Consider the following 20967-nt stretch of genomic DNA (forward strand, 5'->3'; position numbering starts at 1 on the left):
GCTCAGCGGAAGTCGCCGGGCGTGTAGTGGCCCGGCACCATGCGGGTGGACACGGCGAACCGGTTCCACGCGTTGATGGTGATGATCGCGGCGATGAGGTGGGCCAGCTCCTCCTCACCGAAGTGCTTCGCGGCCCGGTCGTACACCTCGTCCGGGACGAAGCCGTCCGTCAGGACGGTCACCGCCTCGGTCAGCTCGATCGCCGCGATCTCCTTCGGCGTGTAGAAGTGCCGCGCCTCCTCCCAGGCGCTGAGCTGGACGATCCGCTGCACCGACTCGCCCGCCGCGAGCGCGTCCTTGGTGTGCATGTCCAGGCAGAACGCGCAGTGGTTGAGCTGCGAGGAGCGGATCTTCACCAGCTCGGCGATCACCGGGTCGACGCCCCGGCGGGAGGCGGCCTCAAGGCGGGCCATCGCCTTGTAGACCTCGGGGGCGTGCTCCGACCAGACCATGCGGGGGGTGTGCTCGGCGCAGTACTCGGACGTGGTGGTGCTGTTCTCGTTCGTCGTCATGCCCTCGAGCCTATGAGGCAATGGCGCAGCTGTATGGTCCATTTCCATGACAGAAGCCCGGGCCACTTTCGGTGCCGACCTGCACATCGACCCGACCGGCTCCACCGGGCTGCGGGCCGGCCTCATGCATGCCCTGCGCGAGGCCGTGCGTACCGGCCGGCTGGCCCCCGGCACCCGGCTGCCGTCGTCCCGCACCCTCGCGGCCGACCTCGGCATCGCCCGCAACACCGTCGCCGACGCCTACGCGGAACTGGTCGCCGAGGGCTGGCTCACCGCCCGGCAGGGCTCCGGGACCAGGGTGGCGCGGCGCGCCGAACCGCGGCTGCCGGAGTCCAGGGCGCCGCGCTCCCGGCCGCCGCGCACCGCGCCCGCGTACAGCCTGATGCCGGGCACCCCGGACCTGGCGACCTTCCCGCGCGCCGAATGGCTCAAGGCCGCCCGCCGCGCCCTGTCCGACGCCCCGCACGACGCCTTCGGCTACGGCGACCCGCGCGGCCGCGTCGAGCTGCGCACCGTCCTGGCCGAGTACCTGGCGCGGGCGCGCGGGGTGTACGCCGCCCCGGACCGGATCATCGTCTGCGCCGGGTTCGTGCACGGACTGATGCTGCTCGGCAAGGTGCTGCGGGGTCGCCGGGTGCGGGAGGTGGCCGTCGAGTCGTACGGGCTGGAGATCCACACCCGGCTGCTCACCGAGGCCGGGCTGCGCATCCCGTGCCTGCCGCTGGACCACCTCGGCAGCCGCACCGGTGAACTGCACACCCTGCGCAACGCGGGCGCGGTCCTGCTCACCCCCGCGCACCAGTTCCCGACCGGCGTACCGCTGCACCCGGACCGGCGGGCGGCGGCGATCGACTGGGCGCGCTCCACCGGCGGGCTGATCCTGGAGGACGACTACGACGGCGAGTTCCGCTACGACCGCCAGCCGGTCGGCGCCCTGCAGGGCCTGGACCCGGAGCGCGTCGTGTACCTGGGCACGTCCAGCAAGTCCCTGGCGCCGGGGCTGCGGCTCGGCTGGATGGTGGTGCCGCGCGCGCTGGCCGCCGAGGTCGCCGAGGCCAAGGGGGCGAGCGACTGGGCGCCCAGCGCGCTGGACCAGCTGACGCTCGCGGAGTTCATGGCGTCGGGCGCGTACGACCGGCATGTGCGCTCCATGCGGCTGCGCTACCGCAACCGCCGTGACCAGCTCGTGGCGGCGCTGGCCGAACGGGCGCCGGGGATCAGGGTCAGCGGCATCGCCGCCGGGCTGCACGCCGTCCTCGAACTGCCGGAGGGCACCGAGGCCGAGGTGATCCGGGCGGCGGCCTGGCAGGGCCTCGCGGTCGAGGGCCTGTCCTGGTTCCGCCACCCGGACGCCGGACTGCGGCGCGAGGCGCTGGTCATCGGCTACGGCACCCCGACCGACAGCGCCTGGAAGGGCACGCTGGAGGCGCTGCTGCGGGTGCTGACCTGATGAGCCGCCGCCGCGGGTGCCGGCCCGGCGGGGGTCAGCCGCCCAGGACCTCGCGCAGCCGGTCCAGGCCCCAGTCCAGGTCGTCCTTGCTGATCACCAGCGGCGGGGCGATCCGGATCGTGGAACCGTGGGTGTCCTTCACCAGCACCCGGCGCTCCAGCAGCCGTTCGGAGATCTCCCGGCCCGTGCCCAGGGCCGGTTCGATGTCCACACCCGCCCACAGCCCGCGCCCGCGTACCTCGCGCACCGCGCCCTGGCCGACCAGCAGCCCCAGCTCGTGGTGGAGGTGGTCGCCCAGCTCGGCGGCGCGCTGCTGGTACTCGCCGGTGTTCAGCATCGCGATGACCTCCAGCGCCACCGCGCAGGCGAGCGGGTTCCCGCCGAACGTCGAGCCGTGCTCACCGGGCCGGAACACACCGAGCACCGCCGCCGAGGACACCACGGCCGACACCGGCACCACACCGCCGCCGAGTGCCTTGCCCAGCAGATACACGTCCGGGACGACGCCCTCGTGCTCGCAGGCGAAGGTCTTCCCCGTCCGGCCCAGACCGGACTGGATCTCGTCCGCGACGAACAGCACGTTCCGCTCGCGGGTCAGCTCCCGGACCCCGGCGAGATAGCCCGGCGGCGGCACCAGCACGCCCGCCTCGCCCTGGATCGGCTCGATGAGCACCGCCACGGTGTTCTCGGTCATGGCGTCGCGCATCGCGGTGAGGTCCCCGTACGGCACGATCTCGAAACCGGGGGTGTACGGGCCGAAGTCGGCGCGGGCCTCCTGGTCCGTGGAGAAGCTGACGATCGTCGTCGTCCGGCCGTGGAAGTTGTCGGCGGCGACGATGATCTTCGCCATGCCGTCCGGGACGCCCTTGACCTGGTAGCCCCACTTGCGGGCGGTCTTCACGGCCGTCTCCACGGCCTCCGCCCCGGTGTTCATCGGCAGCACCATCTCCATGCCGCACAGCTCCGCCAGACGCGTGCAGAAGTCGGCGAACCGGTCGTGGTGGAAGGCCCGAGAGGTGAGCGTCACACGCTCCAGCTGCGCCCGCGCCGCGTCGATCAGACGGCGGTTGTTGTGGCCGAAGTTGAGCGCCGAGTAGCCGGCCAGCATGTCCAGATGGCGCCGGCCCTCGACATCGGTCATCCAGGCGCCGTCGGCCGTGGCGACGACGACGGGCAGCGGGTGGTAGTTGTGCGCGCTGTGCGCCTCGGCGGAGGCGATGGCGTTGTCCGTGGTCGACACGGGATCTCCGTTCGTCGTGCGGTGGGAGCAGAGGTTGGCCCCACTTTGTATCGTCGGTCGGTTCTCCCGCGGGGAAACCTTCACTTCGCGGCGTGCCCGCGTTTTCCGCTGCGGGGCGTGGGCCGGTGCCCGGGCCTCCCGTAGTCCGAGACCGAAAGACCTCTTGTACCTACGGGCTGCGCGGGTAGCGTTACTTCACGCTACCGATGGGGATGCGGATGCAAAGGGGGATACATGTCGTTCAGGGAGGACGGGGCGCGGCTCAAGGCGGATGCCGTGCCTCGCGAGGAGGTGGCTCCGATGCGGCTTGCCTCTGCCGAGCCCGGACCCCTCACCGCTTGGAGCACGACGGGAACGGATTTAGGGCTGGCGGACGGGCCGATACGGACCAAGGCATCCGGAATTCGTGCTGCGAGCTCCGAAGCCAATGAGAAGTCGAAGCTCGACGACGCGGAAGCGGTGGGGAAGCTGCACTCCGGCTGGTTCGCCGGCGCCGCGAGCAACGACTGCGTGGCCGCCTGGCAGAGGCATCTGCACGGACTCGGCGAGCTTGTCGAGGACGCTGCCGCTGCCTTGACCAAGGCGATGGACAGCCAGATCGGCGAGGACGTATCCCTTGCCCAGCGGCTCAGGGCCCAGGCCGACTGGCTGGAGGATGCCTGATGGTTTCCGTGAGCGAACTGAGCAGCGCCCGACCCGGTAAGTGGCGAGATGCCGCCGACGACGCGATCGCCGCCGCGAAGCAGTGCGAAGGCATCAGTTCCTACGCCCGGGACGAAGTCGCTTCCACTCTCGGGCAGTGCTGGGTGGGGGACACCGGGCGCGCGGCACGCGGCCGTTTCGTGAAGCACGCCGACGACTACGAGGCGGCGTCCATGGCGCTGCGCGCCATGGCAAGGGCCTACGACGGCCTTGCCGACGACATCACCGACGCACAACGGGACCTGACCGGCGCCCTCGACTACGCCCGCACCCATGAGCTGAAGGTCGACGACAGCGGGCGGGTGCAACTGACCAGGACCGTGGCCGTACCGCCAGGCAGCACGGAGCACCTGGAACCACTGCGGTACGCCCAGGGCATCATCGACGACGCCCTGGCGAAGGCGAGCCGTGCCGATGTCGATGCGGCGCGGGCCCTGCGGACCGTCGAAGGGCTCACGGACATCGCCGACCCCGAGCTCGTCAAGGAGGCGCTCGACGGTGACAGCCCGTTGAGCATCGCGCTGCGTCTGGCCGGTGGAACGGACGGACTGCACCCGGTCAACGTGTCACCCGCCCAGTTGGCCGCGGTGGACAGAGCCGCCCGCGAGACGGGCATGAGCAGAAAACTGCTGCTCGCCATCCTCTGGCAGGAGCAGCAGTGGTACCAGAACCACGACCCCGGCCTGCGAGGGCCGCTCAGCTCGTTCGGCCGGTTCTTCGACTGGTCCCTTCAGCAGACCGTCAAGCCGGACAAGTCGCTCGGCATCACGCACATGAAGCTGGAGACCGCGAGGGCCGTCATCGCGGACAATCGGGGAGCGTTCACGCTCTCGGACGACACATATCTCGGGGACCTCGACGACTCCCAGCTCACCAAGTACATCGAGGAGAATCCCGATGAGGACGTCCGGCTGAGCGCCTATTACCTCATGGGGCTGCGGGACCAGCCCTACGGCGCTCGGACCGACAAGCAGCTGTTCACGCTCTATGCCGCGGACACCCCGGACGTCCGGGAGCGGAACGAGCAGTACGGTGACGAGTCCGGAGCGCGAGGGGGCGACATCAAGGTCCGGGGGGAGAACTGGGACAGGCTCGAGCCCCACCTCGACGATGCGATGGCCTGGGAGGCGCTGAGCGACGAAGAGCGTGCCAGGGCGATCCGGCAACTGGAGTCGGACACACCCGCCGGACACCATGTTTCCATCGAGCCGGTCTACGCGGCGGGCGCTCCCACGACAGGGACCGGCAGCGGTGACCCGGAACCGGGGACGCCGTCACCCGCACCCGGACCGGCGCCCACACCCCCTGGGAGCGACTGAGTACATGAAGAAGGCGAGCTTCATCTCCGTGGCCCTCGTCCTTGCCACCACCCTCACTTCATGCGGGTTGGTGAATACGGACAGTAGGCGCTCTCCCGTTCCGATGCCCAGCAATGTTCCCACCGGGCCGGTGTTCGCCACCGCGGTCGACGTGATAGAGGCGATGGGGGAGGGCGGGCTCGAGTGCAGGCTTCTCCGTCGCGTGCGGAGCAGCTTCGGCTCGAGAGCCGACTGCGTCGCTGAAATCATGGGCACGGAGGTGGAGAACGTGATCCACGTACTCGACCCCGTGCGGTTCAGCCGTGATGACATCGGCGATTCCATTGCCGCAGGGCGCGAGGTGTTCAGACATACGATTGTGGCTGCGGGCAACTGGTATATCTGGGTCACGTACGCCATGTTCGCCCCGCAGGTCGCCAAGGCCCTCCACGGTGTCGTCCTGCCCCCCACGGAACTGGGACAGCCGACGCCTCCCGGAGCCGGGTGAGCAGATGAAGAAGACGAGCCTTGTTCTCGCGGCCCTCGTCCTCGCCGCCGGCCTCACTGCCTGTGGGCCGTCGGAGACGAACAGTTCCCGTCCCCGCGTTCCGATGCCCAGCAGTGTTCCCACCGGGCCGGTGTTCGCTACGGCGGACGATGTGATGGAGGCGATGGGGGAGGGTGGGCTCGAGTGCAGGCTTCTCCGTCGTGCGCGGGCCAACTTCGGCTCGGGGCTCGACTGCGTCGCCGAAATCATGGGCACGGAGGTGGAGAACGAGATCCACGTACTCGACCCTGCCAGATTCAGCCGTGACGACATCGGAAACTCCATCGCCGGCAGGCGCGAGGTGTACGGACACACCATCGTGGCTGCGGGCAACTGGTACGTCTGGGTCAGGTACGCCATGTTCGCCCCGCAGGTCGCCAAGGCCCTCCATGGTGTCGTCCTGCCCCCCACGGACCGGGGGCGGCGGACCTGAGAACCGCGGACCGCGCCATGTCCCCGAGCCCCCGCACGGCTTCCTCGGGTCTTTCCTCCACCGGTTGCCCGAGAAGGGCCCGGCACCTGAGACAATGAGCCCATGGCCTCTGAACGTCCCCGTGTGCTCTCCGGAATCCAGCCCACCTCCGGCTCGTTCCACCTCGGCAACTATCTCGGCGCGGTCCGCCAGTGGGTGGCGCTGCAGGAGTCCCACGACGCCTTCTACATGGTGGTCGACCTGCACGCCATCACCGTCGCCCAGGACCCGGCGCAGCTGCGTGCCAACACCCGGCTCGCCGTCGCCCAGCTGCTCGCTGCCGGGCTCGACCCCGAGCGCTGCACGCTGTTCGTCCAGAGCCATGTCCCGGAGCACGCGCAGCTCGGCTGGGTGATGAACTGCCTGGCCGGGTTCGGCGAGGCCTCCCGGATGACGCAGTTCAAGGACAAGTCCGCCCGGCACGGCGCCGACCGCACCACGGTCGGCCTGTTCACGTACCCGATGCTGATGGTCGCCGACATCCTGCTCTACCAGGCCGACGAGGTCCCGGTGGGCGAGGACCAGCGCCAGCACCTGGAGCTGACCCGCAACCTCGCGGAGCGGTTCAACACCACCTACGGCGACACGTTCACCGTCCCGGACCCGTACATCCTCAAGGAGACGGCGAAGATCTACGACCTCCAGGACCCGTCGTCCAAGATGAGCAAGTCGACGGCGAACCCGAAGGGCCTGATCAACCTCCTGGACGACCCGAAGGCCACCGCCAAGAAGGTGAAGAGCGCCGTCACCGACACGGACACGGTGATCCGCTTCGACCGCGCCGAGAAGCCGGGCATCAGCAACCTGCTGAGCATCTACTCCACGCTCACCGGTGCGCCGGTGCCGGAGCTGGAGCAGAAGTACGAGGGCAAGGGCTACGGTGCGCTGAAGACGGACCTCGCCGAGGTGATGGTCGACTTCGTCACACCCTTCCGCACCCGCGCCCAGGAGTACCTGGACGACACCGAGACGATGGACGCCATCCTGGCCGAGGGCGCCGAGAAGGCGCGGGCCGTGGCCGCCGAGACCCTGGCGCTGGCCTACGACCGGATGGGCCTTGTGCCCGCGAAGCACTGAGTCCAAGGACCCTGGCGGCGAGGCGGGCGCAGGCGGCACACTTGCGGCGTGAAGCCTGCGGCCGTCCGTGGCTGAAACAGACCATCGAGGAGTGAAGGAGAACGACGTGGGGACCGTAACGCTCGGCGTTTCGATCGCGGTCCCGGAGCCCTACGGCAGCCTGCTCCAGGAGCGGCGCGCGAGCTTCGGGGACCCTGCCGCACACGGCATTCCCACCCACGTCACCCTCTTGCCGCCGACCGCGGCCGAGGCGGCCGAGCTGCCCGCCGTCGAGGCACATCTGGCATCGGTCGCGACCGGCGGCCGCCCCTTCCCGATGCGGCTGTCCGGCACGGGCACCTTCCGGCCGCTCTCCCCGGTCGTCTTCGTCCAGGTCGTCGAGGGCGCGTCCGCCTGCGCCTGGCTCCAGAAGCGGGTCCGGGACGCCTCCGGGCCCCTGGTGCGCGAGCTGCAGTTCCCGTACCACCCGCACGTCACGGTCGCCCACGACATCCCCGAGGAGGCGATGGACCGGGCCTACGCGGAGCTCGCCGACTACGAGGCGTCCTGGATCTGCGGCTCCTTCGCGCTGTACGAACAGGGCGCGGACCGCGTCTGGCGCAAGATCAACGAGTTCCCGTTCGGGGCGGGCGGCATCAACCCGGCCGTCCCCGCCCAGAGCGGCAGCTCCCTGGACGCCCCCTCCCTCCACCCGTAGGCGGGGGCGGCGGCCCCGCTCAGACCGGCAGGCGCCGGAACAGCGGGCGCGGCAGATGGCGCAGCGCCGACATCACCGCGCGCAGCGCCCCCGGCACCCACACCGTCTCCGAGCGCCGCCGCAGCCCCGTCACGATCGCGTCGGCCACCGCGCCCGGCGTCGTCACCAGCGGTGTCCGGGTGAACGGGACCGCCGCCAGCGGACCGCCCGCGCTCCGTACCGCCGCCGCGTCCGGCACCACCGGGCCGGGGCGCACCACCATCACATGCACCCCCGTGCCGTGCAGCGCGTCGCCCAGGCCCTGCGTGAACACGTCCAGGCCCGCCTTGCTCGACCCGTAGATGAAGTCCGCGCGGCGGGCCCGCTCACCGGCCACCGAGGACAGCACCACCAGCGAGCCGTGCCCCTGCGCCTGGAGCGCCCCGGCGCACACCAGACCGGCCGAGACCGCGCCCGTGTAGTTCGTCTGCGCCACCCGGACCGCGGCCGGCGGCTCCTCCTCGTCCCGCTCCTGGTCGCCCGGGATGCCGAAGGCGAGCAGCACCATGTCGATGTCGCCCTCGGCGAAGACCTTCCCCAGGACCGTCTCGTGGGACTCGGTGTCCAGCGCGTCGAACGCCACGGTCTGTACGTACGCCCCCCGGTGGCGCAGGTCCTCCGCCGCGGCCTCCAGGGCGGGCGACGGCCGGCCGGCCAGCCAGACCGTGCGGGTGCGGTGGGCGATCAGACGGCGTGCCGTGGCGAGCCCGATCTCCGACGTGCCGCCGAGGACGAGCAGGGACTGCGGGGCACCGAAGGCATCCTTCACGGGAACGCTCCTTGCAGAGGGGAAGAGGGATCTACAGCGACAGCCGGCGGGACAGGTCCGAGCGGAACGCCCCGGTCGGGTCCAGCCCGGCCCGCAGCGCCCGGAAGTCGGGCAGCCTCGGGTACATCGCGGCGAGCACGTCGGGGCGCAGCCGGGAGTCCTCCGTCAGCGACACCCGGCCGCCCGCCGCCGCCACCTCCTCGTCCAGCGAGTCGAGGAAGCGGGGGAGCCCCGGCAGCCCGGCCGGCAGGTCGAGCGCGAGGTTCCAGCCGGGCGCCGGGAAGGACAGCCAGCCGGGACCGCCCTCGCCGCAGTGCCGGAGCACGGCCCGGAACGAGGGGCAGCGGCTGCGGACGATCCGGCCGACGATCCGGCGCAGCGTGTCCTCGTGGCCGTGCCCGACCAGGAACGCGTAGTGCACGCGGCCGCCGGTGGGGGAGACCCTGTCGCGGTGCGGGGCGGCGTCCAGGGCGCGGAAGAAGGCGCTCAGCGGCCGCAGTTCGCCGGTGCGGTTGCGGGGCGCCGAGCGGTGGCCGAGTTCGCCCAGCGCGGTGGCGGACAGCCGGCCCAGCAGGCGGGACAGGAACGGGAGCCCGGCGGGCGCGCGGTGGGCCGGGCGGAGCGCGAGGGCGGTGCGCCGGGCGGACGCCGGGAGCGCGTCCAGCGGAACGTGGTCCGCGCGGACCAGGACGCCCCTGCCGGTGGCCCGGCCGCGGGCGGACAGGTCGAGCCGGGCGTACTCGTACGGGCGGTGGCCGCCGCGCGCCATCCGGGCCAGCAGCTCGTCGAGCCCGGCCGCCCGCTCGGTGTCGACCGCCAGCAGGGCTGTGGAGACGGGACGGAGGCGGAGCGTCGCCGCGAGGATCACCCCGGTCAGGCCCAGACCGCCCGCGGTGGCGTCGAACAGCGGGCTGCCGGGGCGCACCGTGCGCGCCTCGCCGTCCGCCGTGAGCAGGGTGAACTCCGTGACGTGACGGGTGAAGGAGCCGGCCGCGCGATGGTTGTCGCCGTGGGCGTCGGAGCCGATCGCGCCGCCCACCGTGACGTACCGGCCGCCCGGCACCACCGGGAGGAACCAGCCGAGCGGCAGCATCACCTCGCGCAGCCGGCTCAGGGTCGTACCCGCGTCGCACACCACCAGACCCGCCGCCGCGTCGATCGCCCGGACCCGGTTCAGCGCGGTCATGTCGAGCACCGAACCCCCGGCGTTCTGCGCCGCGTCGCCATGGGTCCGGCCCAGCCCGCGGGCGATCGAGCCGCGCGGCCCGCACCCCAGTACCGTCGCCGCGGCCTCCTCGTAACTGCGCGGGCGGAAACGGAGGGCGGTCGTCGGGGCGGTGCGGCCCCAGCCGGTCAGGGACACGGTGTCGACAGACATGGGGGTGACCGTATCGTCCGGGATAACACCTTTGAGGGATTTGTTACAGCGCTCACCGAAATGGGTGATTGAGCGGCCGTCATCTCCTCCATCCCGTACCGGGTTTCGGTTTTCGCGGGCCGGAAGGGTAGTCGTGACACATGGACTGGCTGAAGAAACTCCCCGTCATCGGGCCGCTCGTCTCCCGGCTGACGCTGACGCACGCGTGGCGCAGTTACGAGACGCTCACGCGGGTCCATTGGACCAGGCTCGCCGCGGCGATCACGTTCACCAGCTTCCTCGCGCTCTTCCCGCTGATCGCGGTCGGCGCGGCGATCGGGGCGGCGCTGCTCACCGACAAGCAGCTGAACAGCATCGAGGCCAAGATCGCCGAGCAGGTGCCCGGCATCTCCGACCAGCTCGGCATCGACAACCTCGTCGCCCACGCGGGCACGATCGGTCTGGTGGCCGGTGCGCTGCTGCTGTTCACCGGCATCGGCTGGATCGGCTCGATGCGGGACTGCCTGCGCGCGGTCTGGGAGCGGGACGACCTCGACGAGGGCAATCCGGTCGTCCGCAAGCTCACGGACGCCGTGCTGCTGTTCGGCCTGGGCGGCGCGGCCCTGGTGACCCTCGCCATCTCCTCGGTCGGTTCCGTGGCGGTGGGCTGGGTCGCCGATCTGCTGCACATCCCGGAGAACGGCGCGGGCGGGGTGCTGCTGCGGATCGCGGCCCTGCTGGTGGCGGTGGCCGCCGACTTCCTGCTGTTGCTCTATCTGCTGACCCTGCTGCCCGGCGTCGAACCGCCGCGCCGCCGCCTGATGGTGGCGGCCCTGCTCGGCGCGGTCGGGTTCGAACTGCTCAAGCTGTTGCTCGGCAGCTATATGAAGGGCGTCGCGTCCAAGAGCATGTACGGCGCCTTCGGGGTGCCGATCGCCCTGCTGTTGTGGATCAACTTCACGGCGAAGCTGCTGCTGTTCTGCGCCGCCTGGACGGCGACGCCCGGCAAGGAGGACGACCCGGCGGCGGTCGCGGAGGGCGACGACGCGGAGGAGGGGGGCTCCACGGTCGCCGCCCGGCGCGTCACGGGCGGGGGCGGCGGCGCATCAGGTCCGGCAGCGGCCAGCGCCGGTTGACCAGGAAGACCCCGCCGGCCAGCAGGACCAGCACTCCGCCGACGATGCCCAGGGCGATCCCGACGCCGCTGGAGCCGTCGGTGGTGGCCGCCGACCGGGCCGCCCGGTCCGGTCCGTGCCCGCCCTTGTTCCCGGCCCGGGTGTCCGCCTCGGCGCCCTTGCCGTTCCCGGCGGTGTCGCTGCCGGAGCCCACGACCGCGGACTTCGGCGGGACCAGCTCGCCCACCGGGGTGACCTTGCCGCTCGCGGCGAACCCCCAGTCGAGGAGCCGGGCCGCCTCCTTGTAGACCGCGTGCGTCTCGTCGGACGACGGGTTCATGACGGTGACCAGGAGGACCCGGCCGTCGCGCTCGGCGACCCCGGTGAAGGTGTTGCCGGCGTGCGTCGTGTAGCCGTTCTTGACGCCCGCGATGCCCTTGTACGGGGTGACGCCGTCGGCCCCGGTGAGCAGCCGGTTGGTGTTCTGGATGCCGAAGGTCTCCCGCTTCTTGCCCTTCTTCTTCTCACCGGGGAACTGGGCGGTGGCCGTCGAGCAGTACTCCCGGAAGTCCTCGTTCTGGAGTCCGTGACGGGCGAACAGCGAGAGGTCGTACGCGCTGGAGACCTGCTGGGGCGCGTCGTAGCCGTCCGGCGAGACCACGTGGGTGTCCAGCGCCTGGAGCTCGTCGGCCCGTGCCTGCATGGCCTGGACGGTCTTCGGGATGCCGCCGTACATCGCCGACAGGACGTGCACCGCGTCGTTCCCCGAGCGGAGGAAGACCCCGAGCCACAGGTCGTGGACCGTGTAGCTGTGGTCCTCCTTGATCCCCACCAGGCTGCTGCCCTCGCCCATGCCGGCGAGGTCCTCGTCCTTGACCGTGTACTCCAGCGTCTTCGGCAGGAGCGCCGGGTCCGCCAGCAGGGTGTCCGCGAAGAGCATCTTCAGCGTGGAGGCCGGGGGCAGCCGCCAGTGCGCGTTGTGCGCGGCCAGCACCTGGCCGCTCTCCGCGTCCGAGACCATCCACGAGCGGCCCGTCAGCTTCTTCGGCAGCACCGGGGCTCCGGGGCCGAGGTTGACCTGGGTGCCGGCCCGTCCCAGCTGCGCGCCGCCGATCTGCGACATGCTCGACGGGGGCTTGGGCGCGTCGTCGTCGTCCGCCGACGCGGGCGTCACGACGAACACGGACAGCAGAGCGGCAGAGGTGACCGCGAGCGCGGCCTTCTTGAGAGCTGGCACGGTCGAAAACGTACATGCAGTTGATATGAATATCGGCACCGATGGCCCAACCCGCCGGACGCGTCGCCGGGACGGACCACCCCGCACGAGCCGCCCGGAGCGGGACGGCGATACTGAGTCCATGAAGCTCAGCCGCCCCGTCTCCTGGTTCCTGCTCGCCTTCGGGGCGTGGTCGTGGATCATCTGGGTCACCTTCGTCAAAAACCTGTGGAAGGACGGCAGCGGCCTCGCCTTCGACGACGCCGGTGACCCGACCGCGTACTTCTGGGTGCATCTGCTGCTCGCCATCACGTCCTTTCTCCTGGGGACGGCCGTGGGCTGGATCGGGTTCCGGGGCGTCAGGGCACTGCGCGCCGAGAAGGCTTGAAAACGACGGTCCCCCTCCGGGGTTGAACCGGTCGCTACACGGACGAACAGGACAGGGGAGCGGACGTGCGGGTCGTGGGGTTCGTTCTGGTGATGCTCGCGGTGCTCGCACTGCTCGTGGCCGCGCACCGCTATGCGTGGCGCCGGCTCGTCGGTGACACCACGGCACCCGGCAGTCCGTGGCGCCGGGCCGGCACCGTCGCCGCGTACGTGCTGCCGCTGCTCACCGTCGGCGCCCTGGCCTCGGGACGCGTGGGCGCGCCCTTCCCGCTCCAGCAGATCCTGGCCTGGCCCGGCTTCCTGTGGCCGGCCGTCCTGCTGTACGTGACGCCGGCACTGCTGGTGGGCGAGGTCGTGCGGCCGCTGCTGCACCGGCGGCTCGCCCGCCGGGAGGGCCGCGGCGAGGCGCCCGCGCCCGAGGCCGGGACGCCCGCGCCCGAGATATCCGAAACGCCGGAGGCCGAGGCCGCGCCCGAACCCGCCGCCCCCGCACCCGCCCCCGTCTCCCCCTCGCGGCGGCTCTTCGTGGCGCGGGCCGTCGGGGGCGCCGCGGCCGTCGCCGGGCTCGGGACCGTGGGCTACGGCATGCACGGCGTGCTGAGCGGACCCAAGGTGAAGCGGGTCACCGTGCCGCTCGCCCGGCTGCCCAGGTCCGCGCACGGTTTCCGGATCGCCGTCGTCAGCGATATTCACCTGGGCCCGATCCTGGGACGGGCCCATACCCAGCGGATCGTGGACGCGGTGAACGCGACCCAGCCCGATCTCATCGCCGTCGTCGGTGATCTGGTCGACGGATCGGTCGCGGATCTCGGCCCGGCCGCCGAACCGCTCGCCCGGCTGCGCGCCCGGCACGGCGCGTTCTTTGTCACCGGCAATCACGAGTACTATGCCGGCGCCGCCCAATGGGTTGATCATGTAAGGGAATTGGGGCTGCACCCGCTGGAGAACGCGCGGGTGGAGACCGGCGGTTTCGATCTGGCCGGTGTCAATGACATCGCAGGTGAGAGCGAAGGGCAGGGTCCCGATTTCGCGCGGGCCCTCGGCGACCGCGATTCCGCCCGCGCGGTCGTGCTCATGGCACACCAGCCGGTGGTCGTCCACGAGGCCGTCGAGCACGGCGTGGACCTGCAGCTATCGGGCCACACCCACGGCGGCCAGCTGTGGCCGGGCAACTACGTCGCGGAGCTGTCCAACCCCACCGTCGCCGGGCTGGAACGGTACGGCGACACCCAGCTCTACGTCACGCGCGGCGCCGGTGCCTGGGGGCCGCCCGTACGCGTCGGCGCGCCCTCCGACATCACTGTCGTGCAGCTCGCCTCCCGGCAGGCGTAATCACCCTAGTACCCCTCCGGAATAGCGGATCAGTGACCGGTGGTGAACCCTCTGTATTCACTTGTATCGGCAGAAGGTTTCGACTGACGAACAATTGACTATGAGGTTCCGATCTCCCCTTCCCGATGTGAAAGTCGTGTGATTGGCTGAACGCGAACGTGCGGTGATCTGCGCATCTGAAGCGCGACACCGAGGTGGGGCAGTTAAGGGAGAGCACGTCAATGCGGTCGATCCGGCTACGGATTCTCGCGATTCTCGCGGTTTTGGTCATCGCAGGCGTGGTCGCCTGGCAACTGCTTCCCTCGGAGGAGGGCAGCTCCGACCCGGTCGTGGTCGGTACGACCGACACGGTGACCTCGCTCGACCCGGCGGGCGCCTACGACGCCGGTTCCTGGGCGATCTACAGCAACCTGTACCAGTCCCTGATGACCTTCAAGTCCGGGGCGATCGTGCCCGAGCCGGACGCGGCGGAGAGCTGCGGCTTCATCGGCGGCAAGCTCCAGACGTACCAGTGCAAGCTCCGTGACGACCTGACGTTCTCGGACGGCGAGAAGATCACCGCCGAGGACGTCAAGTACTCGTTCGACCGGATGATGGGGATCAAGACGGACGTCGGTCCGTGGGTCCTCTTCCCCAGCCTGAAGAACGTGGTCACCGAGGGCCGGACCATCACCTTCAACCTCTCCTCGCGTGACGCGACCTTCCCGCAGAAGATCGCCACGGGCGCCGGGGCGATCGTCCAGAAGGACTCCTATCCCAAGGACAAGCTGCGCGACGACGACAAGGTGACGGGCTCCGGACCGTACGTCCTGAAGTCGTACGAGCCCGGCGTGAAGGTCGAACTCGTGCCGAACTCGCACTACAAGGGCGCCCTCAAGAAGACCGGCGGCCCGGTCACCGTGCGCTACTACAAGCAGTCCGAGGACCTGCTCACGGCCTGGAAGTCCGGCCGGGTGGACGTCACCCACCGGCAGTTGCCGCCGTCCACGCTCGCCGGGCTGAACCCGGGCGACTCGGCGCAGCGCGTCACCGAGGCCGACAGCGCCGAGATCCGCAACCTCGTCTTCAACGTCCGTGAGGACTCCCCGCTCGCCGACCGCAGGGTCCGTCAGGCCATCGCGGCCGTCATCGACCGGGGCCCACTGGTGAGCGACATCTACAAGGGCACCGTCGAACCGCTCTACTCGCTGATCCCGCAGGGCTTCATCGGGCACAGCACCCCGTTCTTCGACGCCTACCCGTCGCCCGACCCCAAGCGCGCCCAGACCCTGGTGCAGGAAGCCGGCGTCCAGACGCCGCTGGCCGTCACCTTCGCCTACCGCGAGGGTAAGGAGGCCGGCAAGGAGGCCAAGGAGATCAAGCGCCAGCTGGAGGCGACCGGGCTGTTCAAGGTCAACACCAAGGCCGTGGAGTGGACGCGGTTCCAGAAGGGCTACGCCAAGGGCGAGTACGACATGTACACCGTCGGCTGGCTCCCCGACTACCCGGACCCCGACACCTTCAGCCAGCCGCTCGTCGGCCGCGACAACAGCCTCCACAACGGCTACACCAGCAAGAAGATGGACCAGCTGATCGACAACACGCTCCGGTTCAGCGACCGCAGCCGGGCGGCGGCCGACTTCAAGGCGCTCCAGAAGCTCGTCGGCGAGGACGTCCCGCTGGTCCCGCTGTGGCAGAAGAAGGACTACGTCGTCGCCAAGGCCGAGGTCTCCGGCTCGCAGTACCTCTCGGACGGCACCAGCCTGTGGCGCCTGTGGGAGCTGGGCTGGATCTGATCCGGCCCCGGCCGGTTCCGGCCGACGCGGACGCCCCGGCGCGGGCGGCCTACCCGGCCGCCCGCGCCGGGGCGTCCGCCCTTTCCGGCAGGAACTCCTCCAGCACCTCGTGCACCTGGTGCACCAGCGGCCGCACCACCCGGAACCGGGACAGCGCGATGATCCGGGCGGCGATCGGCACGGTGAGCGCGACCAGGCGGCGGCTCCGCTCGGCGCGCTCCGTCCGGTCGTACACCCAGAACAGCACCAGGCCCATGTGCATGAGCCACATCAACTGCGGGAGCAGCGGGGCGAGATCCGGGTCCGTCCGGGTGGTGGAGCCGGACAGGCAGCGCTCGTGGAGGGCGACGACCGCCTCCCGCGCGGGCAGCGACTCCGGTGAGAACGGGCTGAGCGGGCTGTCCGGGTCGGCGGCGTTCCTGAAGAACTGGGTGGCGAACGGACGGTACGGCTCCGCCACGTCCAGCCAGCTCAGCAGCACCCCGCGCAGCCGCGCCGCGAGGTCCGTCCCGCTCTCCAGGACCGGCCGCACCGCCGCCGCGTGCTCACCGGCGAGCCGGTCGTAGAAGCCCTGGACCAGGTGTTCCTTGGACGAGAAGTAGTAGTAGGCGTTGCCCACCGAGACGCCGGCCTCCTGGGCGATGGCCCGCATCGTCGTCCGGTCGTAGCCGCGTTCCCGGAAGAGCCGGAGGGCGGTCTCGAGGATCAGGGAGCGCGTCTGCTCGCTCTTGGGGGCCTTGACCGTCTTCACGTCCTTCGCTTCCTTCACCACGGCCCCGAGCGTATCCGGGCCGCCACCCCCGCCCGGTCGCGGGCTTTCGCTTCCGGGCGGTCAAGGGCGCCCGCGTACGCTGGGGCGCATGCAGCGACGCGACTGGACCGACGGACACGTCGAGCGGTGGAGCCCCGTGCTGCCCGACCTCGATCCGGAGGTCGAGGGCGCGGTGACCAGGATGAAGAAGCTCTCCGTCCATCTGCGCCGGGTGCGCGAGCAGTCGCTCCTCGACCTCGACCTGCACCGCCAGGAGTTCGACACGCTGCACAAGCTCGCCGGACGCGGGGGCACGGCCGCCCCCTCCGAACTGGCCGCCGACCTCGACCTCGCCCCCGCCTCCGTCACCGGCCGGCTCGACTCCCTGGAGCGCCGCGGCTTCGTCCGCCGCACCCCCTCCACCACGGACCGGCGGCGCGTGGACGTGGAGCTGACCGACGAGGGCCGGGCGATCTGGCGCGTCGCGATGGACTCCCTCGGGCACGAGGAGGAACGGCTGCTCGGCGTCCTGGACAAGGCCGAGCGGGCCCTGCTCAACGACATGCTGCGGCGCGTGATGGTGGCCGCCGAGTCCCGCGACGCCGACTGGGACTGACTCAGCCCTTTGAGCCGTCCTTCGCCGAGCCGTCCCTCTCCGGGCGTCCCTCGGCCAGTTGCCGGGCCAGTTCCTCGCGGACCCCGTCCACGCCCTGCTCCAGCAGCCCGGCCACCGCCGCGTTCCAGTGCTCCGCGGCCTGCTCCACCGCGTCCCGGAACCCCCGCCGCACCTGCCCGCCGGCCAGCAGCAGGGCGACCGCCGCGACCGGGCGCAGCAGCCACCGCCCCCGCACCGAGGCGGCCGCCTCGACCAGCCAGCGGCCGTCCCCGGCGTCGCGCGGCCGCAGATGGAGCCGCGCCTCGCCCAGCGGATGCCGCAACCGGGCCGTGGCCGGGGCACGCGCGGCGGGCGGGGCGCCCGGCGGCAGCGCCGCCGCCGACCACCACGCGCCCAGCTCGATCCGCGCCCGCCCGGACCCCCGACGAAGCGCCCCCGAGCCCTCCGGGCCCCACATCCGGCCGCGCGCCTCGAAGAGCCTGGGCCGGTCGGGCGCGGCCAGCCGCAGCGTCAGCCGGGCGTTGAGGTCCGGCGCGCCGATCGCCTGCTCCACCTCGACGGCGGCGGTGCGCCGCCACTCCCGTACGCGCAGCGCCATCCGCTCCGCGTCACCGGGCCCGCCGATCTCGTACCGCGCCCCCGCCCTGAGATGGCGTCCCTTCACCAGCCGCAGGTCCGGGACCGGCTGCCCGTCCGGCATGAGGACGGTCGTGCCGCGCGCCCGGGTCGACTCGGCCACGTCGCAGAGGAGCGAGGCGAGTGCGTCGACCAGCTCGGGGCCCACGGCCAAGACGGTGACGGAGTGGCGGAGGACGGCCATCGGCTGCGCCCCTCAGATGCTCAGCGAGCGGGCGGTGCCGACTCGCACGAAGCCCGTCGTCCGCACCCTGATGTCGTCCATGGACAGCACCGGCGTAGTTCTCCGCTCTCGTCCGGACCGCGCACCCCCGTGCGCGGGAAGCCCCGCACGACCGTACCCTCCCGGCCCGCGCGGGTCGGCAAGAGGCCCCGCCTCCCGCGGAGTTCGCACTCCGCGGGGGACGGGGCCCCGGCTGCCGCAGGCCGCGGCGGACGGATCAGAAGCGACGCGTGATCAGCGCGCGCTTGACCTCCTGGATCGCCTTGGTGACCTCGATGCCACGCGGGCAGGCGTCCGTGCAGTTGAAGGTGGTGCGGCAACGCCACACACCGTCACGGTCGTTGAGGATCTCCAGGCGCTGCTCGCCGCCCTCGTCGCGCGAGTCGAAGATGAAGCGGTGGGCGTTGACGATCGCCGCCGGGCCGAAGTACTGGCCGTCGTTCCAGAACACCGGGCACGAGGACGTGCACGCGGCGCACAGGATGCACTTGGTGGTGTCGTCGAAGCGCTCGCGGTCCTCGGGCGACTGCAGGCGCTCGCGGGTCGGCTCGTTCCCCTTGGTGATGAGGAAGGGCATGACGTCGCGGTACGCCTGGAAGAACGGGTCCATGTCGACCACGAGGTCCTTGAGGACCGTGAGGCCCTTGATGGCCTCGATCATGATCGGCTTCTCCGGACTGATGTCCTTGATCAGCGTCTTGCAGGCGAGCCTGTTCTTGCCGTTGATCCGCATGGCGTCCGAACCGCAGATGCCGTGCGCGCAGGACCGGCGGAACGTGAGTGTCCCGTCCTGGTCCCACTTGATCTTGTGGAGGGCGTCGAGGACGCGCTCCTTCGGGTCGATCTCCAGCTGGAAGTCCTGCCACTGGGCCTCGTCGGAGACCTCCGGGTTGAACCGCCGGATGCGGAACGTGACCGTGATGTCGGGCGAGTCCGCGAAGCCCGGCTCGGGCTCCGGCGCCTTGTCGGCCTTGTCCAGGGTGGGTGTAGCCATCAGTACTTACGCTCCATCGGCTGGTAGCGGGTCTGGACGACCGGCTTGTAGTCCAGCCGGATCGACTCGGTGCCGTCCTCGGCGACCTCGCGGTACGCCATGGTGTGGCGCATGAAGTTGACGTCGTCGCGGTTCGGGAAGTCCTCGCGGTAGTGACCGCCGCGCGACTCCTTGCGGGCCAGCGCCGAGGTGGCCATGACCTCGGCGAGGTCGAGCAGGTTGCCCAGCTCGATGGCCTCCAGCAGGTCCGTGTTGAACCGCTTGCCCTTGTCCTGGATGGACACGTCCAGGTAGCGCTTGCGCAGCTCCCCGATCTTGTCGACCGCGGTCTTGATCGTCTGCTCGGTGCGGAACACCATCACGTTGGCGTCCATGCACTCCTGGAGCTCCTGGCGGAGCGCGGCGACGCGCTCGGTGCCCGTGGAGTTCCGCAGCCGCTCGACCTGGTCGACGACGGCCTGCGCCGGGTTCTCGGGAAGCTCGACGAAGTCGCTCTTCTCGGAGTACTCGGCGGCGGCGATGCCCGCACGGCGTCCGAAGACGTTGATGTCGAGCAGCGAGTTGGTGCCCAGGCGGTTGGCGCCGTGCACCGAGACGCAGGCGACCTCGCCGGCGGCGTACAGGCCGGGCACGACGGTGGTGTTGTCGGCCAGCACCTCGCCCTCGACGTTGGTCGGGATGCCGCCCATGGCGTAGTGCGCGGTCGGCTGGATCGGGATCGGGTCCGTGTAGGGCTCGATGCCCAGGTACGTACGCGCGAACTCGGTGATGTCCGGGAGCTTGGCGTCCAGCTGCTCCGGCGGCAGGTGCGTCAGGTCGAGGTAGACGTGGTCGCCCTCGGGACCGCAGCCGCGGCCCTCGCGGATCTCCGTGTAGATGGAGCGCGAGACGACGTCGCGCGAGGCGAGGTCCTTCATGACGGGGGCGTACTTCTCCATGAAGCGCTCGCCGTCCTTGTTGCGGAGGATGCCGCCCTCACCGCGGGCGCCCTCCGTCAGCAGGATGCCCATGCGCCAGATGCCCGTCGGGTGGAACTGGAAGAACTCCATGTCCTCCAGCGGCAGGCCCCGGCGGTAGCAGGCGGCCTGGCCGTCACCGGTCAGGGTGTGCGCGTTCGACGTCACCTTGAAGAACTTGCCGGTGCCGCCCGAGGCGTAGATGACCGACTTGGCCTGGAAGACGTGGATCTCGCCGGTGGCCAGCTCGTACGCGACGACGCCGGCCGACTTCTTCACGCCGTTCTGCTCGACGACCAGCTGGTCCAGGACGTAGAACTCGTTGAAGAACTCCACGCCCTCCTTGACGCAGTTCTGGTACAGCGTCTGGAGGATCATGTGGCCGGTGCGGTCGCCCGAGTAGCAGGCACGGCGGACCGGGGCCTCGCCGTGGTTGCGGGAGTGCCCGCCGAACCGGCGCTGGTCGATGCGGCCCTCGGGCGTACGCCCGAACGGCAGGCCCATCTTCTCCAGGTCGAGGACGGCGTCGATGGCCTCCTTCGCCAGGATCTCGGCGGCGTCCTGGTCGACCAGGTAGTCACCGCCCTTGATCGTGTCGAAGGTGTGCCACTCCCAGTTGTCCTCCTCCACGTTGGCCAGCGCGGCGGCCATGCCGCCCTGCGCGGCGCCCGTGTGGGAGCGGGTGGGGTAGAGCTTGGTCAGCACGGCGGTGCGGCTGCGCTTGGTCGACTCGATGGCCGCGCGCATACCGGCTCCGCCGGCGCCGACGATGACGGTGTCGTACTTGTGGATCTGCATGGTTTACC

Annotated in this window: 21 protein-coding genes; 12 read left to right on the forward strand and 9 right to left on the reverse strand. The window is 70.9% G+C overall.

The features are described from left to right. Positions 1-2: 2 nt before the first annotated feature. Positions 3-512 (reverse strand): carboxymuconolactone decarboxylase family protein, encoded by a 510-nt coding sequence (locus DNK56_RS22980; RefSeq protein ID WP_111337690.1) that lies wholly within the window; start codon positions 510-512, stop codon positions 3-5. Between the two features lie 46 nt (positions 513-558). Between DNK56_RS22980 and pdxR the strand changes: the two genes are divergently transcribed. Continuing rightward, entirely contained in the window at positions 559-1962 is a 1404-nt protein-coding gene (pdxR, locus tag DNK56_RS22985; RefSeq protein WP_111337692.1) for a MocR-like pyridoxine biosynthesis transcription factor PdxR, read from the forward strand. A gap of 34 nt (positions 1963-1996) precedes the next feature. Here pdxR and rocD read toward each other — a convergent pair whose 3' ends face one another. Then, a complete protein-coding gene (rocD, locus tag DNK56_RS22990; RefSeq protein WP_111337694.1) occupies positions 1997-3202 on the reverse strand; it encodes an ornithine--oxo-acid transaminase in 1206 nt (401 codons plus the stop codon). Between the two features lie 234 nt (positions 3203-3436). Here rocD and DNK56_RS22995 point away from each other — a divergent pair, with 234 nt between their 5' ends. The 6 genes from DNK56_RS22995 (at position 3437) to DNK56_RS23020 (ending at position 7995) form a co-directional block, all read left to right on the forward strand. Next, the gene (locus tag DNK56_RS22995) at positions 3437-3865 is read left to right on the forward strand and encodes a hypothetical protein (RefSeq protein ID WP_111337696.1); all 429 of its coding nucleotides are present in this window, start codon (positions 3437-3439) and stop codon (positions 3863-3865) included. Beyond that, positions 3865-5223, forward strand: coding sequence for a hypothetical protein (locus DNK56_RS23000; RefSeq protein WP_111337698.1), 1359 nt, complete (start codon positions 3865-3867; stop codon positions 5221-5223). Before DNK56_RS22995 ends, DNK56_RS23000 begins: the two co-directional genes overlap by 1 nt. A gap of 4 nt (positions 5224-5227) precedes the next feature. Then, positions 5228-5710, forward strand: a complete 483-nt coding sequence (locus DNK56_RS23005) for a hypothetical protein (RefSeq protein ID WP_241990060.1) — start codon at positions 5228-5230, stop codon at positions 5708-5710. 103 nt (positions 5711-5813) lie between these two features. Continuing rightward, positions 5814-6182: a hypothetical protein gene (locus DNK56_RS23010; protein ID WP_111339495.1), complete on the forward strand. Its 369-nt coding sequence runs from the start codon at positions 5814-5816 to the stop codon at positions 6180-6182. Positions 6183-6284: 102 nt separating this feature from the next. After that, on the forward strand, positions 6285-7298 hold the full coding sequence (gene trpS / locus DNK56_RS23015; protein ID WP_111337700.1) for a tryptophan--tRNA ligase: 1014 nt from the start codon (positions 6285-6287) through the stop codon (positions 7296-7298). 106 nt (positions 7299-7404) lie between these two features. Further along, a complete protein-coding gene (locus tag DNK56_RS23020; protein WP_111339498.1) occupies positions 7405-7995 on the forward strand; it encodes a 2'-5' RNA ligase family protein in 591 nt (196 codons plus the stop codon). A gap of 19 nt (positions 7996-8014) precedes the next feature. Here DNK56_RS23020 and DNK56_RS23025 read toward each other — a convergent pair whose 3' ends face one another. Together DNK56_RS23025 and DNK56_RS23030 are read right to left on the reverse strand one after the other, a co-directional pair. Next, positions 8015-8803, reverse strand: coding sequence for a decaprenylphospho-beta-D-erythro-pentofuranosid-2-ulose 2-reductase (locus DNK56_RS23025; RefSeq protein ID WP_111337702.1), 789 nt, complete (start codon positions 8801-8803; stop codon positions 8015-8017). Between the two features lie 31 nt (positions 8804-8834). Next, positions 8835-10181: an FAD-binding oxidoreductase gene (locus DNK56_RS23030; RefSeq protein WP_111337704.1), complete on the reverse strand. Its 1347-nt coding sequence runs from the start codon at positions 10179-10181 to the stop codon at positions 8835-8837. Positions 10182-10321: 140 nt separating this feature from the next. Here DNK56_RS23030 and DNK56_RS23035 point away from each other — a divergent pair, with 140 nt between their 5' ends. Further along, on the forward strand, positions 10322-11296 hold the full coding sequence (locus tag DNK56_RS23035; protein WP_111337706.1) for a YihY/virulence factor BrkB family protein: 975 nt from the start codon (positions 10322-10324) through the stop codon (positions 11294-11296). Here the strand turns inward: DNK56_RS23035 and DNK56_RS23040 are convergent. Then, positions 11244-12512 (reverse strand): D-alanyl-D-alanine carboxypeptidase family protein, encoded by a 1269-nt coding sequence (locus DNK56_RS23040; protein ID WP_241990061.1) that lies wholly within the window; start codon positions 12510-12512, stop codon positions 11244-11246. The genes DNK56_RS23035 and DNK56_RS23040 overlap by 53 nt on opposite strands. 121 nt (positions 12513-12633) lie before the next feature. Between DNK56_RS23040 and DNK56_RS36175 the strand changes: the two genes are divergently transcribed. The 3 genes from DNK56_RS36175 to DNK56_RS23050 all read left to right on the forward strand — a co-directional run bounded on the left by DNK56_RS36175 (position 12634) and on the right by DNK56_RS23050 (position 15985). Next, entirely contained in the window at positions 12634-12879 is a 246-nt protein-coding gene (locus DNK56_RS36175) for an SCO4848 family membrane protein (protein ID WP_239227572.1), read from the forward strand. Positions 12880-12944: 65 nt separating this feature from the next. Next, positions 12945-14210 (forward strand): metallophosphoesterase, encoded by a 1266-nt coding sequence (locus DNK56_RS23045; protein WP_111337710.1) that lies wholly within the window; start codon positions 12945-12947, stop codon positions 14208-14210. A 221-nt stretch (positions 14211-14431) separates the two neighbouring features. Further along, the gene (locus DNK56_RS23050) at positions 14432-15985 is read left to right on the forward strand and encodes an ABC transporter substrate-binding protein (protein WP_111337712.1); all 1554 of its coding nucleotides are present in this window, start codon (positions 14432-14434) and stop codon (positions 15983-15985) included. A gap of 49 nt (positions 15986-16034) precedes the next feature. On the opposite strand, the gene DNK56_RS23055 is transcribed toward DNK56_RS23050, so the two are convergent. Beyond that, on the reverse strand, positions 16035-16757 hold the full coding sequence (locus DNK56_RS23055) for a TetR/AcrR family transcriptional regulator (RefSeq protein ID WP_111337714.1): 723 nt from the start codon (positions 16755-16757) through the stop codon (positions 16035-16037). 88 nt (positions 16758-16845) lie between these two features. Here DNK56_RS23055 and DNK56_RS23060 point away from each other — a divergent pair, with 88 nt between their 5' ends. Then, complete coding sequence (locus tag DNK56_RS23060; protein ID WP_111337716.1) at positions 16846-17352, forward strand: MarR family winged helix-turn-helix transcriptional regulator; 507 nt, start codon at positions 16846-16848, stop codon at positions 17350-17352. A 1-nt stretch (position 17353) separates the two neighbouring features. Here DNK56_RS23060 and DNK56_RS23065 read toward each other — a convergent pair whose 3' ends face one another. From DNK56_RS23065 to sdhA, 3 genes are all read right to left on the reverse strand, one after another. After that, positions 17354-18172: a hypothetical protein gene (locus DNK56_RS23065; protein WP_111337717.1), complete on the reverse strand. Its 819-nt coding sequence runs from the start codon at positions 18170-18172 to the stop codon at positions 17354-17356. 256 nt (positions 18173-18428) lie between these two features. Further along, positions 18429-19205: a succinate dehydrogenase iron-sulfur subunit gene (locus tag DNK56_RS23070; protein ID WP_111337718.1), complete on the reverse strand. Its 777-nt coding sequence runs from the start codon at positions 19203-19205 to the stop codon at positions 18429-18431. Continuing rightward, entirely contained in the window at positions 19205-20959 is a 1755-nt protein-coding gene (gene sdhA / locus DNK56_RS23075) for a succinate dehydrogenase flavoprotein subunit (protein ID WP_111337720.1), read from the reverse strand. Before sdhA ends, DNK56_RS23070 begins: the two co-directional genes overlap by 1 nt. Between the last annotated feature and the right edge of the window lie 8 nt (positions 20960-20967).

The sequence above is a fragment of the Streptomyces sp. AC1-42W genome (assembly GCF_003248355.1).
Lineage (GTDB): Bacteria > Actinomycetota > Actinomycetes > Streptomycetales > Streptomycetaceae > Streptomyces.